Consider the following 11,854-nt stretch of genomic DNA (forward strand, 5'->3'; position numbering starts at 1 on the left):
GACATATTTCTCTATATGTGCATAGAATTTGTTCCATTATTTATTGGAGCAATACTATGTATAAGAAAATGATTTTGTTGACCGAGCTTTTATTGAATGGGCTGTGGAAAGAAATTCTTAATGTCACATGGACGCTTTATAAAATCATGATCCCCATGATTTTTATCATCAAGATTGTTGAAGAGTTTGGTGGCATCGAGCTATTAAGCCAATGGTTGAGCCCTGTCATGGCTCTGGTCGGTTTGCCTAGTGAAATGGGCTTGGTGTGGGCAACGACGCTCGTCACCAATATATACGCTGGACTCATGGTATTTATGAGTACCGATACGGACTTAACCGTCGCACAAGTCTCGATTCTTGGCACCCTAATGTTGCTTGCTCACTCACTTCCTATCGAAGTGGCCGTTGCTAAAAAAGCCGGAGTTGGGATCGTCATGACGCTAATAATTCGCATTGGTGGTAGTTTGTTGATGGGGTGGATTTTGCATCAAATATACCAAAGCGGAGACCTACTAAATACGTCTGCAGAGGTAGTTTTGCGACATGCGGCAGTGAGTGATCCGAGTTATGTGGCTTGGGCAATCGATCAGCTTAAAAGCCTCGCGATGATCTTTGTAGTGATTGCTGCGTTAATGACGTTTTTACGATTGTTAAAATTGCTTGGTATCGAAAAGTTGATGGGGATATTACTTAGGCCGATTTTGTCTGTGCTTGGTATCAGCCGAGAAGCAACAAACTTGACGATTGTTGGCATCACGCTAGGTCTTTCTTTTGGTGGCGGTTTGCTTATTAACGAAGCAAAACGAGGACACATTTCTCCACGAGATATTTTTGTCGCCATGATGCTGCTCAATCTACTTCATAGTTTGATTGAAGACACGCTGCTGATTCTATTAATAGGTGCGGACTTTATGACTATTTTCTGGGGGCGGGTTGTGTTTACTGTAACAGTGATAGGGGTTTTAGTCTTCGTACTTAAATGGATAGACGAAAGTACTTGTCGTAAATATTTTTATAAGAAGATAAGTGATTAGAGTCTAAGGGTAATAGACTTCTAACAAAAGCTTAAAACTAAAAAGCCGACTCTCAGTCTGGCCATGTGCGACGCGCAAATTAAACCACTGCTGAATTTATATCGTCAGCAATGGCGGGACTTGGTGAGGGAGTTGTAGTGTCGCCTTATCTTTAACCACCACCCGCAACGCCTCATTCCGACACTGTCGCGAACACTTCATGAAGCGTTGTTGGTGGTTATTTATAGTGCGTAAAAAATATGGTGGACAACGGATACGGTCTTCTTCCTTTGCCGGCATTGGCTGTAAAAAGGTTCAATCATGGTTTCAAGCTGACCCCAAGGCATCAACTCATTCATCCGAAAAAGGAAAATTTCTTTGCGTGTTTTACAACGCTTATTGTTGAATTCGCTGTCGGCAAAAGTGGGTTGATGTGACATGGTCAGGCCCGAGAATTAAAAATGAACTGGCTCATGAAAAGTCTTAGTCGCATCTTTCCTAGCGAGAGAGTGTATATTTCTCTAATAAGCATTATGAAATTCTTGAAAGTTGTGCGACCAGAAAACGGTTTATCTAACAATACGCCAGTAAATTCTGGAAAATGCCAATATCCTTTAAAAGTTCCAATACCCTTTAGAAAGTTGCTGCAGTTTAATGCAATAAGGACCGTTTGTGGTTCGATGGAATACTTGATTTAAATACTGGGTTATTATAACTTTATAGTTGAGTGTTTTAGTCAAGTATTAAGTGTGATACTTCTACGTCTCTCCTAGCCTTTAACTGTCAACCAGACGTTATTTGATTTTTTCATCGTTAATTATTTATTGGCTTAAGACATTAACCCGCCTAATTAAGATCACAAATAATCCTCTAAGGAGCTTCGAAATGACCAAGATCACCGATAACATGCGTAAGTATTCGTCGAAAGTAGTGGATGGCGTTGAAAGTGCCCCAGCTCGTGCGATGTTGCGTGCGGTAGGGTTTACCGATGATGATTTTAACAAGCCGCAAATCGGTATTGCATCAACTTGGGCGAATGTTACCCCCTGTAACATGCATATTAATAAACTTGCGGAAGAGGCTGGAAAGGGAGCCGATGCGGCTGGTGGCAAATCCGTAATCTTTAATACCATTACCATTTCAGATGGGATAGCTAACGGTACTGAGGGTATGAAGTACTCCCTAGTGTCTAGAGAAGTCATCGCGGATTCTATTGAAACCGTAGTAGGTTGCGAAGGCTTTGATGGTCTTGTTGCTGTAGGAGGGTGTGATAAAAATATGCCTGGTTGTCTTATCGGTATGGCGCGTTTAAACCGCCCAGCGATTTTTGTGTATGGTGGCACGATTAAACCTGGTGCGAACCATACGGATATCGTCTCAGTGTTTGAAGCCGTGGGACAACATGCTAAGAAAGAAATGGATTTGATTCAGCTGAAACAAGTGGAAGATACGGCTATTCCTGGTCCTGGTTCATGTGGTGGCATGTATACCGCTAATACAATGGCGTCGGCAATCGAAGCTTTGGGTATGTCTCTGCCAGGTTCATCTGCACAAGAGGCGAGTTCAGCAGATAAGAGTGCAGACTGTTTTCGTGCTGGCCAACAGGTACTCGAGTTATTGGCTAGGGATATTAAGCCAAGTGATATCATGACACGTAAAGCTTTCGAAAATGCGATCCGTGTGATTATAGCACTAGGGGGCTCCACAAACGGTGTACTCCACCTATTAGCCATGGCCCACGCTGTGAACGTCGAGTTAACTCTTAATGACTTTATTGAAATAGGTAAAACGACCCCTGTTTTGGCGGATCTTCGTCCTAGCGGACAATATATGATGTCCGAACTGGTCGCCATCGGTGGTATTCAGCCGCTGATGAAACGCTTGCTTAACGCAGGCCTGCTGCATGGTGATACGCTTACGGTAACGGGTAAAACGCTGGCTGAAAACTTATCTCAGGTGTCTGATTATCCTGCTGGCCAAGATATTATCCGACCGTTTGATAACCCCATTAAAAAAGACTCTCATTTAGTCATATTGGACGGCAACTTATCACCAACGGGTGCCGTGGCTAAGATCACCGGTAAGGAAGGCTTACGTTTCGAAGGTACTGCGCGTGTTTATCACAGTGAAGAAGAGGCATTGACTGGGATATTGAACGGTGAAGTCATTGCGGGAGACGTGGTTGTGATTCGTTACGAAGGTCCAAAAGGGGGGCCGGGAATGCGTGAGATGCTTTCGCCAACCTCGGCGATTATCGGTAAAGGCCTTGGTAAAGACGTCGCTCTGATAACCGATGGACGCTTTTCCGGTGGGTCACATGGCTTTGTAGTGGGGCATATTACACCAGAAGCGTTTGACGGAGGCACAATCGCTCTCGTCGAGGATGGCGATATGATCATTATTGATGCTGAAACGCGTACGCTCTCTTTGGGAGTCAGCGACGACATATTGACTGATCGCAGAAAGCGCTGGAAACAACCTGAGCCAAGATACACGCGGGGCGTGTTGGCAAAATATGCCAAACTGGTGTCCAGTGCCTCAGAAGGTGCCGTTACGGATAAATGATGAGCTAAGCGGTCACAATGAGTTGGATATATTCATTGGACCGCCATAAGACTGTATACGAGTCACACTCTTTGAACATAACATAGAGCGTGACTATCTGCAGAGATGACTATTCATTATTGCTACTTAGCCTTGTGGGTTGCCGGTATTTTTCCCTTTGAAAAAGAGCTTGTGAAACAGTGTTACTGCTGTTTTAACCATTCCTTTGCTTCTTCTGTTATGGCGATCAGAGCTGGGTTGGTAAGGCGTTGTTCGGTGGCAATGGCGTAAAACTGTTCTTGTATTTCTGTTGTGCTGCCGATGATGTTGACATGAAATTGGTTGGCGACTTCATTGGCTATCGCGGTGGGGACGACAAACACGCCGACACCGGCTTGACCAAATGCTTTCATAAGTGCCCTATCATCAAATTCTCCGGTGATTTTGGGATGAATACTGTGTTGTTCGAACCACTGAAGCAGGTGAGTTCGAATGATAGACTGCTCACTTGGAATCAGAAAAGGCGCCTTAACAAGGCAAGCAGGAAAGTCGGTTGTGAGACGGTTAGCCAGTTCAGGAGCGGCCATAAAAGAGGTTCCGCATTCGCCCAAAAAATGATTGTGTGCTCGCACGCCCAAATGCGCTGGGATAGGCCCATCAGCGATAATAAAGTCCAGTTTGAGTAGGGCGAGTTCTCCCAATAGGCTTTCTAGGCTATTTTCTTTGCAAACAAGTCGAATCGGATCTTTGAGTGACATGGCTGGCGCGAGTAAGCGATAGGCAATGGATTTTGGTATGGAATCGGCTATGCCGACGCGCAGTAATTGCGTTCTATCGGTCGATGCAATGCGCACGGACTGTTCTAACTCACTGCCCAAAGAAAAAATTTCATCCGCGTAACTTAACACCATGCGCCCCGTATCGGTGAGCTCTAGGTTGCGTCCAACTTTGTTAAAAAGGTCTTTGCCGAGTTGCTCTTCCAGTAAGCGAATCTGACCACTGATAGTTTGTGGAGTAATGTGTAAGTTTTCACTGGCTTTTGTAATGCCGCCTTGTTTTGCCGCAACCCAAAAATAATGCAAATGTTTGAAATTTATCATGTTTCACCAATACTTCGAAAAAAACTGAGTGTTTACATTAATAATTCGATTATAACTTACGAGTTTTTGTGCGTAACGTGAAATCTCCAACATAACTTACTCATTCATGGGTAAAGGAGAACAAGATGAGAATCAAGGTACAAGCACGTCGTTTAGCCCTAACGAAAAGCTTAAAAGCGTATGTGAAGCGTCGTCTTAATTTTGCATTAGATTCCCGTTATGACAACATTCAAGGTGTGACCGTTACCCTAACAGATGTGAACGGTCCCAAAGGTGGTGAAGACAAACATTGCCAAGTTTTGGTCAAAATAAATGGTCAAAAAGAAGTCGTGATAAGCGAGCAGCAAGCTGACTTGTATTCAGCCATCGACAGCGCTGCGAGTCGCACTAGCCGAACCGTCACCCGTCGTATCGAGCGATTGCAGAAAAAAGCAACGCGTTTAAAAGCGGCTTTCCACAAGATGAGACCGCAAAAGAAAATGCCCCGTGACATCTATGAAGAATATGAAAATGAATACGGTTATTACCCTCATGCCTAGATATCTTGTTTAATTCCCCAAACAGAGCAAGCTTTAGCCCGCTTTAGGCGAACCCACTTTCTGGGTTCGCTTTTTTTTATTTTGCAAAGCAGATTATTCTTTAACTTCATAGGGGCATTGCGGAGACAGGACGACAAAAAAGCTATTTTTTAAGAAAATTCAACGAGCTTTCGTTCATGTGTGGCAAAATAATGGATAGTTGATAAGAACCTGTTCCCTACCAATTTAATGACCGGAGTCCTCTAATGTGGGTGTTTAACTGTACCAAAGCCGCGATGGAGTGTTTTACTACCACGGTGAAAGGCGAAAAACGCACCTGTGTCACAACGCCGCCGCACAAAACCATTGCTGAATCCATCGCACAGGCCAAAGAGGGGGTGGTGTTTCCTGATCGGTTAGGGTTAACCGACGCATACGACACAGAGTGGCATTGGTTAGTACACTGTATCTCGGTGAAACGGCAAAAATACTTGCTGGTAATGGACTACAATACGCGTTATTGCATGACCATGTTGGCGCCCAAAAAAGGGGACGTAAGTGGCTTTTTAAACGATTTTGAAGGGCATTTGTATCTCAATGTTATGGGCATTACAGCGCCGCATAATATGAACGTGGAAGAGATTGCGGAATCCTTAGACGCGTGTCATCAACGAGGTAACAGTGCGTTATTTTATCAACGCAATGATCGCAGCACGCAAGCTCATATCAATGATGTGTCTTGGCATTTGCAACGTCATTGTTACGAAGACTTCATGCTCGAAGAGGAAGAGGACTTACTTGACTTCAACCTTTATACTGGCGAAATCCCCCGTCATGCGAAAGGCCAAAAAGATCACTTCTATCCCGTTCAAGCTTTTTTACTGCAATGGCTCAACGCTTACTCTCTTGATCCAGAAAAAACCATCACACCGAACTTATTGGAAATGAAAAATTATTTTCAACACTTCTCGTTAGACACTATGTTAGAAGACTTGGATGACAACACAGCCGACGCTGCCCTTGACGAATTGCTCAAATCCTTACCTGAGGGGATTGCTCATCTGAGTGAAGGCTTATCGAATAAAAAAAATGCCAAAACAAAAAATGCCAAACCCAGCCCTGAGAAGAACAAAGACGTTAAGCAAAAAGCGGTTAAACATAAGGACAATGTCATCGACTTATCTGCGTATCAGAAGAAGCAATAAATCGGCCTTGTCCTTGATCGAAAATGGCCACTTCACCGGGTCGTTAGATATTCTGCAACGTTACTTAGACGCGGTTGGTTTAACATCGGATGTGACGCCTAAAAAACATCTATTACCCCAATGGGATCGGATAGAAACCCTATTTGCGGAGGATGACTGATGTCTGTTGAAATACCCTTTTGTGACAGCACTGATATCAGGCCGTTTTGCATTGGCCAAAATGGATTTTCTTTAAACACGTCCGCAATAAAATAAGGTATAATTCCCGCACTTTTTTTCTGGTTTTAACAATAAGGTAATGGCAAGTATGAGTCTTCCTGAGTGTCCTAAGTGTAATTCGGCCTATGTGTATGAAGATCAAGCGATGTTGATTTGTCCGGAATGCGCTTATGAGTGGAATCCAAACGAGGTCGAGGAGGTTGAAGTGGGCTTGGTCATCAAAGATGCCAATGGCTCTTTGCTTCAAGATGGCGATAAGGTGACTTTGATCAAAGATTTGAAGGTGAAGGGGTCGTCACAAGTCCTAAAAATTGGCACAAAAGCGACCATTAAGCGCCTAGTAGAAGGCGATCACGATTTGGATTGTAAGGTTGATGGCGCTGGCGACATGATGCTGAAATCGCAATTTGTGAAAAAAGCTTAGCGTTTTGCATGGTGCTATTTAGCGCATAGATGAGTACAAAACAAAACAGCTGCCTTGGGTTCAAGGCGGCTGTTTTGTTTCTGGTCGTTTGTTATTGCGTGACCGAAGGGCTTGCGTGTTTGGGTAAGCCCAGAGAGATGAGCGCAGTTAAGCCGATAAAGCCTGCGGAAAACCATAGGCACATCGCCAATCCATAATCCTGATAGAGCCAGCCCGAAAGCACAGTGCCAATCAGTCGGCCCATGGCATTGGCCATGTAATAGAAGCCTACGTCGAGTGATACGCCATCTTTTCCGGCATAGCTGACGATTAAGTAGCTGTGCAAAGAAGAATTTACGGCGAAGATGGCACCAAAAGCGAGCAACCCCGCAATAACGGCAAACTGTACATGCCAGTGATAAGTTAAAGCCAGCGCGATAAAGATGGGAGTGATTACAAGAGTCAGTGCCCAACCTAGGGCGTGTCGTCCATCGGGCATCTTGCCCTTTGATGTTCCGGTGAACTTTGGGGCAAGACTTTGTACAATGCCGTAGGCGATAACCCAGAGCGCCAAAAATCCGCCCACATACCAATGATCCAAACCAAAAGAGCTGGCTAAGAAAACGGGCAGCGCCACTACAAACCACACATCCCGCGCGCCAAATAAGAAGAGTCGAGCAGCAGACAAGTAATTGACCGCTGTGCTCTTCGAAAAAATGTCGGTGAACTTAGGTTTGTTTTTGGCTTTGCCAAGGTCTTTTTTTAGACTCAGCAAGCTGGCGATCCACACAGCCGTTAATGCCACGGCCATGAGTAAAATAGCCCCTTGGAATCCGAGCAAGCTTAACAGTGCGCCACCCAGAAAAAAGCCAACGCCTTTCAGGGCATTTTTGGACCCTGTCAGAATGGCGACCCATTTATACAGCTGGCCTTGGGCATCGTCAGGTACTAACAATTTGATCGAGCTTTTGGCGCTCATTTTGTTAAGGTCTTTGGCGATACCGGATAAGGCCTGCGCACCCATTACCCAAGGCACCGTCAGCAAACTGGCAGGCACCAAGAGCATGGCAAGGGCAAGGATTTGCAAAAACAGTCCCACGTTCATGGTGCGGTTTAAGCCAAGCCAAGCCCCGAGCCACCCGCCAACAAGGTTGGTAATAACGCCAAAAATCTCGTAGAAGATAAACAACATGGCAATGTCAAATGGGCTATAACCTAGCCCATAGAAATACAACACCACCAACATGCGCAAAGCGCCGTCGGTTAGCGTAAAGGCCCAGTAATTACCTGTGACCACCATGTACTGACGAATTTGTGGTGAAAGCTGCGCTAGCCAAGACATGGTTTGTTATTCCTTGTCGCCAAGGCCAATCATGCGCATCAATTCTGCGGTGCGGTTGGCGTAGCCCCATTCATTGTCATACCAAACATACAGCTTAACCTGTGTGCCATTGATCACCATGGTGGAGAGGGCATCAATAATGCTGGAGCGTGGATCCGTTTTGTAATCAATGGATACCAGAGGGCGCTCTTCAAATCCCAATATGTCTTTTAGGTTGGTCTCGGAAGCCGTTTTTAACAGCTTGTTGACTTCTTCTATCGTGGTGCTTCGTTCTACTTCAAACACGCAATCGGTTAATGATGCGTTCGCAAGGGGGACGCGCACCGCATGGCCATTTAATTTGCCTGTTAGCTCAGGGAAAATATGTGTAATTGCGGTGGCAGAGCCCGTCGTGGTTGGGATCAAACTCATGCCACAAGCGCGAGCGCGGCGCAGGTCCTTATGGGGAGCATCTATGATGGTTTGTGTATTAGTAATATCGTGAATCGTCGTCATAGAGCCATGTTTAATGCCCAAGGATTCATGGATGACTTTCACCACAGGCGCTAAACAGTTGGTTGTACAAGATGCGGCGGTTACTATGGCATGTTGCGTTTTGTCGTATAAATCCTGATTGACGCCCATGACGACGTTTAAAACCCCGTCTTCTTTTACGGGTGCTGTCACTACCACACGCTTCACCCCTTGATCTAGGTAGCTTTGTAGTACGGCTTTGCTTTTCATTTTACCGCTGGCTTCGATCACCACATCACAGCCAGACCAGTCGGTTTCTGCGATGGTTTTGTTTTGTGTGCAGACGATGCGTTGGCCATTTACTATCATCACATTGTCTTCGGCTTGAGCTTCGTGGTGCCAGCGTCCATGAACCGAGTCGAATGTGATCAAATGTGCCAGTGTTGCGGCATCGGCTGCAGGGTCATTGATCTGAACAAATTCGATATCGTCCCAATCGAACGACGCTCGAAAAGACAAACGGCCGATACGGCCAAAACCGTTAATACCCACTTTAATTGTCATAACCTTCTCCTGTTCATTAAACGTCATTAAGAAAACCAATGGCGGGTGCGATTAGCGAACCAGACCAAACTCAACATCACAGGCACTTCGACTAATACCCCAACCACAGTGGCAAGGGCGGCACCTGAATGCAGCCCAAAGAGTGAAATCGCAACCGCAACCGCCAGTTCAAAAAAGTTAGATGAACCTATCATTGAAGCAGGCGCAGCAATGTTATGGGGCAGCTTCATGCGTTTGGCGGCAAAGTACGCGATAGCAAAAATACCGTAAGTCTGAATCAACAAGGGAATAGCAATCAGTATAATCGCCTGAGGATTTGACAAAATAGTGTCAGCTTGAAGACCGAAAAGTAACACCACGGTTGCCAACAAACCCACAATAGACCACGGCTTCATCATGGCAAGAAAGTGATTCAGGCTGTTCGTAGTTGGGGTCTTTTCGAGTTGTTTACGAGTAAAGACACCTGCAATCAGTGGAATCAAAACGTACAAAATAACCGACAACAGCAAGGTGTTCCATGGCACAGTGATGTCTGTCATACCGAGTAAAAAGCCTGCAATGGGCGCGAATGCAAAGATCATAATGAGATCATTTACCGAGACCTGTACCAAGGTATAAGCCGCGTCGCCTTTGGTTAATTGGCTCCAAACAAACACCATGGCGGTACATGGCGCCACGCCAAGCAATATCATACCCGCTATGTATTCAGAGGCGGTTTGAGGGTCTACCCAGTCTGCAAACAGTACTTTGAAAAACAACCAGCCTAAAAAAGCCATAGTAAACGGCTTGATTAACCAGTTTACTATCAAGGTCAGGATAAGCCCCTTGGGCTTTTTACTGACGTCTTTAATGGCTGAAAAGTCGATTTGCACCATCATCGGATAAATCATCAGCCAAATCAGCACCGCAATAACAAGATTGACCTGAGCGTATTCAAATTGGGCAATCAAAGAAAAATAGCTTGGGGCAACACTGCCAGCCAAAATACCGGCGAGGATGGCAAGTCCCACCCAAACCGATAAATACCGCTCAAATACACCCACTTTTCAAACTCCTTGTGTTCATCATGTTGACTGTCGTTTTTTTCTGTTTTTTCTTGCTATGTGTTTTTCAAGCTATGTGCTGATCTGATTTAGGGGCAAGTCACGTCCCAGAGATTAAGTACAACAGGCTACAGCGCGGTCTGGGCGATCTCCCATGGTGCCTAGTTGCTGCTGATTCACTTCAAGAAAGGCCATGTTGTTGCATGTTGTTTCATTTAATACCGCCAATATCCAATCAGGCAGGGCTTTATTAATGCTGTAAAACACCCACTGTCCTTGGCGACGGTCGGTTAACAGGCCACATGTTCGTAACTGCGCTAGGTGTCGAGAGATCTTAGGCTGGCTTTCGTTAAGCGCTTGCATCAATTCACACACGCATAACTCTTGTTCTAGATGAATTAACAACATACAGCGAAGACGCGTTTCGTCGGCAAGGCATTTGTAAAATTGGACGGGATTCATTGTTGCTCCTACAGGTTACCCTTTGTCGATGAAAGAGAAGGGTGATGTCTTATACTATGATTTTTACATATATGGAAATAAAAATATATGAAAATTGGTATATATGAAAAAAAATATGAGGTGTGTCTTTCTTGTCATCTTTCTGCAATGTAAATCTTTCATTATGGAGGTATTCAGTTCCAACCAATCCATTTTTTGAGGGTACTACTCATGAACAAAAGCAAACTTCTTATTGCAATGTTACTCGGCGCTTCATTAAGTGCTTGCACCACCGTGGTTTCTGAAGCACCTCACATGTCTGAATTTGATGTCGAAGGGTTCAAAACTGAAGTGGAAGATGGTCGTCTTTGGGTATTTGAAGAAGGCTCTGAAGAACTGGCTTTTTTCAAAGAATATGGTGAGCCAGCCAAACAGTTCACAAACATTGGTGCTGGTCCAAATGGCATGACATTAAAAGCGGCCAGTCAAGAGTCTCTGGATAAATACCTCGCTGCTATCTCGGGTGGTTCGGAATTTGATATTGACGGCTTTACAACAAAAGTAGAAGACGGCCGTCTTTGGGTATTTGAAACTGGCTCTAAAGAATTGGCTTTCTTTGAACAGCATGGCGAACCAGCAAAACAGTTCACGAACATTGGCTCAGGCCCAAATGGCATGACACTAAAAGCGGCAAGCCAAGAGTCTTTAGACAAATACCTAGCTAACTTTAAAAAGTACATGAACTAAGCGATATAGCTGAGTTCTCGCGTCTGTTCAGCACACCGGATCAGCGCATTAAAACACCTTGACAGGGGCTTCCTATCGAGGTGTTTTGCTATCTTGTTAATTATTCTTGAAAAAAAGAACCTAGCTTCTTGGCAAGGGCCGGTCATACATATATAATTTGCCACGTTTTAGGGCCTGTAGCTCAGTTGGTTAGAGCATCCGACTCATAATCGGCAGGTCCCCAGTTCAAGTCTGGGCAGGCCCACCATATAAAATAAGCCTC

11 protein-coding genes, 1 tRNA gene and 1 pseudogene are annotated in these 11,854 nt (G+C 44.9%); 7 read left to right on the top strand and 6 right to left on the bottom strand.

Annotated features, from left to right (window positions below; translation table 11 throughout):
* Positions 1-56: 56 nt before the first annotated feature.
* Positions 57-1,034: a nucleoside recognition domain-containing protein gene (locus EBI00_RS00715; protein ID WP_123094020.1), complete on the top strand. Its 978-nt coding sequence runs from the start codon at positions 57-59 to the stop codon at positions 1,032-1,034.
* A gap of 226 nt (positions 1,035-1,260) precedes the next feature.
* On the opposite strand, the pseudogene EBI00_RS16110 reads toward EBI00_RS00715, so the two are convergent.
* Positions 1,261-1,453, bottom strand: a pseudogene (locus EBI00_RS16110) (transposase); the annotation flags it as partial.
* Between the two features lie 445 nt (positions 1,454-1,898).
* Between EBI00_RS16110 and ilvD the strand changes: the two are divergent.
* Positions 1,899-3,578, top strand: coding sequence for a dihydroxy-acid dehydratase (gene ilvD, locus EBI00_RS00725; RefSeq protein WP_123094021.1), 1,680 nt, complete (start codon positions 1,899-1,901; stop codon positions 3,576-3,578).
* A gap of 182 nt (positions 3,579-3,760) precedes the next feature.
* On the opposite strand, the gene nhaR is transcribed toward ilvD, so the two are convergent.
* Positions 3,761-4,657, bottom strand: a complete 897-nt coding sequence (gene nhaR / locus EBI00_RS00730) for a transcriptional activator NhaR (RefSeq protein ID WP_123094022.1) — start codon at positions 4,655-4,657, stop codon at positions 3,761-3,763.
* Positions 4,658-4,782: 125 nt separating this feature from the next.
* Here nhaR and EBI00_RS00735 point away from each other — a divergent pair, with 125 nt between their 5' ends.
* The 3 genes from EBI00_RS00735 to EBI00_RS00745 all read left to right on the top strand — a co-directional run bounded on the left by EBI00_RS00735 (position 4,783) and on the right by EBI00_RS00745 (position 7,023).
* Positions 4,783-5,196 carry an HPF/RaiA family ribosome-associated protein gene (locus EBI00_RS00735; protein WP_123094023.1) on the top strand — a complete coding sequence of 138 codons (414 nt, stop codon included), beginning with the start codon at positions 4,783-4,785 and terminating at the stop codon, positions 5,194-5,196.
* Positions 5,197-5,441: 245 nt separating this feature from the next.
* Positions 5,442-6,380, top strand: a complete 939-nt coding sequence (locus EBI00_RS00740) for a DUF6933 domain-containing protein (protein WP_123094024.1) — start codon at positions 5,442-5,444, stop codon at positions 6,378-6,380.
* Positions 6,381-6,687: 307 nt separating this feature from the next.
* Complete coding sequence (locus EBI00_RS00745; protein WP_123094025.1) at positions 6,688-7,023, top strand: zinc ribbon domain-containing protein YjdM; 336 nt, start codon at positions 6,688-6,690, stop codon at positions 7,021-7,023.
* A 91-nt stretch (positions 7,024-7,114) separates the two neighbouring features.
* Here EBI00_RS00745 and arsJ read toward each other — a convergent pair whose 3' ends face one another.
* From arsJ to EBI00_RS00765, 4 genes are all read right to left on the bottom strand, one after another.
* Positions 7,115-8,344 (bottom strand): organoarsenical effux MFS transporter ArsJ, encoded by a 1,230-nt coding sequence (gene arsJ, locus EBI00_RS00750; protein ID WP_123094026.1) that lies wholly within the window; start codon positions 8,342-8,344, stop codon positions 7,115-7,117.
* 6 nt (positions 8,345-8,350) lie between these two features.
* Complete coding sequence (locus EBI00_RS00755) at positions 8,351-9,361, bottom strand: ArsJ-associated glyceraldehyde-3-phosphate dehydrogenase (RefSeq protein ID WP_123094027.1); 1,011 nt, start codon at positions 9,359-9,361, stop codon at positions 8,351-8,353.
* A gap of 26 nt (positions 9,362-9,387) precedes the next feature.
* Positions 9,388-10,404, bottom strand: coding sequence for an ACR3 family arsenite efflux transporter (gene arsB / locus EBI00_RS00760; protein WP_123094028.1), 1,017 nt, complete (start codon positions 10,402-10,404; stop codon positions 9,388-9,390).
* Between the two features lie 114 nt (positions 10,405-10,518).
* Positions 10,519-10,866, bottom strand: a complete 348-nt coding sequence (locus tag EBI00_RS00765; RefSeq protein ID WP_123094029.1) for a metalloregulator ArsR/SmtB family transcription factor — start codon at positions 10,864-10,866, stop codon at positions 10,519-10,521.
* Between the two features lie 210 nt (positions 10,867-11,076).
* On the opposite strand from EBI00_RS00765, the gene EBI00_RS16115 reads away from it, so the two are divergent.
* The gene (locus EBI00_RS16115) at positions 11,077-11,592 is read left to right on the top strand and encodes a hypothetical protein (RefSeq protein ID WP_241556910.1); all 516 of its coding nucleotides are present in this window, start codon (positions 11,077-11,079) and stop codon (positions 11,590-11,592) included.
* A 170-nt stretch (positions 11,593-11,762) separates the two neighbouring features.
* Positions 11,763-11,839: transfer RNA gene (locus tag EBI00_RS00775), tRNA-Ile, on the top strand.
* Positions 11,840-11,854 lie beyond the last annotated feature (15 nt).

It is taken from the genome of Marinomonas hwangdonensis, assembly GCF_003721245.1.
Classification (GTDB): domain Bacteria; phylum Pseudomonadota; class Gammaproteobacteria; order Pseudomonadales; family Marinomonadaceae; genus Marinomonas; species Marinomonas hwangdonensis.

Coding starts and splice junctions, on each gene's coding strand:
- EBI00_RS00740 (WP_123094024.1), top strand. CDS start 5,442: ATGTGGGTGTTTAACTGTACCAAAGCCGCGATGGAGTGTTTTACTACC.
- EBI00_RS00765 (WP_123094029.1), bottom strand. CDS start 10,866: ATGAATCCCGTCCAATTTTACAAATGCCTTGCCGACGAAACGCGTCTT.
- EBI00_RS00755 (WP_123094027.1), bottom strand. CDS start 9,361: ATGACAATTAAAGTGGGTATTAACGGTTTTGGCCGTATCGGCCGTTTG.
- EBI00_RS00735 (WP_123094023.1), top strand. CDS start 4,783: ATGAGAATCAAGGTACAAGCACGTCGTTTAGCCCTAACGAAAAGCTTA.
- arsJ (WP_123094026.1), bottom strand. CDS start 8,344: ATGTCTTGGCTAGCGCAGCTTTCACCACAAATTCGTCAGTACATGGTG.
- EBI00_RS00715 (WP_123094020.1), top strand. CDS start 57: ATGTATAAGAAAATGATTTTGTTGACCGAGCTTTTATTGAATGGGCTG.
- EBI00_RS16115 (WP_241556910.1), top strand. CDS start 11,077: ATGAACAAAAGCAAACTTCTTATTGCAATGTTACTCGGCGCTTCATTA.
- nhaR (WP_123094022.1), bottom strand. CDS start 4,657: ATGATAAATTTCAAACATTTGCATTATTTTTGGGTTGCGGCAAAACAA.
- ilvD (WP_123094021.1), top strand. CDS start 1,899: ATGACCAAGATCACCGATAACATGCGTAAGTATTCGTCGAAAGTAGTG.
- EBI00_RS00745 (WP_123094025.1), top strand. CDS start 6,688: ATGAGTCTTCCTGAGTGTCCTAAGTGTAATTCGGCCTATGTGTATGAA.